The following is a 1,818-nucleotide window of genomic DNA, read 5'->3' as shown; positions in this document are numbered from 1 at the left end:
CCGGGACTCCGCCATGCCCAAACACCGAAACCAGGTCGGCCACCCGACTACAGACGATCAGAAACGCCTCATCGCCCGAACCGAAACATCGAGGCTAGGGCACGGTCTCGGTTCGAGCCCAGCGCGGCGAAGATCTCGTTGAACCGGTCGTCCGGGATCATCCGCGGGATCCGCTTGGGGACCTTGGGTCGGTAGCGGCCCTGGCGCTCATTGCGGAAGGGGTCCATCGGGTTGTGATGCGCGTTGGCCCGGCCCGATGAGCGGGCCGGGCCAACGGGAACGGGTTCACCAGCGGCCCGGTCCCCGCCTCCTGGTGGAACTCGTAGAACTTCCGCAGGCCCGTCTCGGTGTGGGCCCGCGTCGATGCCTGGTACCTCCGGCCCGGCTGCGGCTTGCCGGTCACAGCGTTCACCGCGTCCGCAGCCGAACGCGGTGAGCGGCCCGCGCGCTCTACCGAACCCGGAACGGTTCACCGTGACCATCGCCCCACACCACAAGACAGCCCCGATCAACCCACCAGCGAAGACCCCGCCCACCGGAACCCTTAAGTCACTGGCATTGAGGCTAGGCCGCTCCGCGACGGACTGACCGTACTGCCTAAGTAAGTATTTCGGCGATGGCAGGATTTTTCAAGAGCCCTTCCACTGCGGCTCCAGCTCGGTAATTCGGGTTGTTTATCCATGAATTGTTGCGAGCGTCATAGACTCTCTTGATGGCCCAGTTCTGAATTCCACCCACATAAGTTATCTCTTTTTCGCGTTCAAACATCCTTGGAACGCTGTACGTCTTGGCCGGGTTTACTCCGCCTATCGCTCCCTCGATTTCATAGATGTATCGAGGTCCGCGACTCTTGGCATGCTCAAAACTCTTTGTTGTGCTGACGTATGGCCCATTGGTGTCAGTCGTGAGGATATGCTTCTCAAGCCTTCCCTGGCCTTTTGGATTCCATGGCTGAAATCCATTTTTAAATATCTCTTCCGGGCTTCTTCGATCGGCTCGGTATCGAGGTTTCAGCGAGGTAGTTAGGTGCCACCCAGGGTTCTGTTGCCCTAGGTCGGCAGCATCATCCGGGTGCTGAGACGTCTGATAGGAGGTGAAATCCGCAGGATCAAGTCGTATTCGGCCGGCCGCGTGCAGTTTTTTTCCGATGCTCACGGGCGTTGCAGGTGGCAGCAAAGTCGATTTTCTTCCGTTAAGCTCTCTTGCCTGCTTCCGCTGCTGCTGCAATTTTTCATTTTGGAGCCTGTTGCGTTCATTGAGCTTTCCCTGGCCGCGGAGCCTGATTTTAAAAGACAGGTTTCCAGTGGGGTCGGTGTATTCGGCGGGGTTGGCGTTGAAGGCTTGGTATTTGTTGAGGGGTGTGGGGTGGGGGTCGCGGGTGGTGAAGCGGCCGGTTTCGGGGTGGTAGAGGCGGGCTGGGGTGTAGTCGGTGCCGTTTTCGGTGTTGGTGTACTCGCCGCCGAAGCGGAAGGGGTTGGCGGCGGGGTCGGCTGCGCGGTGTGCGGCGGGGGCGGGTGTGCCGTCGGGGCGGGTTTCCCGGCCGTAGTCGGTGTAGGCGCGGCTGGTGAGCGCCTGGGCTGACGGTCCGGTCTCGAGGACGGTGTTGCCGCGGCGGTCGGCGTGGAGGTAGCGGGTGGCGTCGGCGGTGCCGGTGAGGGTGCGTGCCTCGCGGCCTGCTGCACCGGTGAGGTAGCTGCCGGTGCGGGACGGCCCGCTGCCGTCGGGGGTGGTGTGGGTGTCGTTGGCGATGGCGCCGTCGGGGGTGTAGTGGAAGAGGACGGTGGTGCGGGTGCCGTCGGGGTTGGTGGTCTCGGTGGT

1 protein-coding gene is annotated in these 1,818 nt (G+C 62.3%); it reads right to left on the bottom strand.

All coding sequences use genetic code 11. The features are described from left to right. Window positions 1–597: 597 nt before the first annotated feature. On the bottom strand, window positions 598–1,818 hold a 1,221-nt coding region (locus IF89_RS43895; RefSeq protein ID WP_324605412.1), incomplete at its 5' end, for a scabin-related ADP-ribosyltransferase.

The sequence above is a fragment of the Streptomyces sp. NRRL F-2664 genome, assembly GCF_000719345.1.
Taxonomy (GTDB): domain Bacteria; phylum Actinomycetota; class Actinomycetes; order Streptomycetales; family Streptomycetaceae; genus Streptomyces.
The sequence above is the reverse complement of the archived record's forward strand: the minus strand, read 5'-3'. Positions and strand labels throughout refer to the sequence as shown.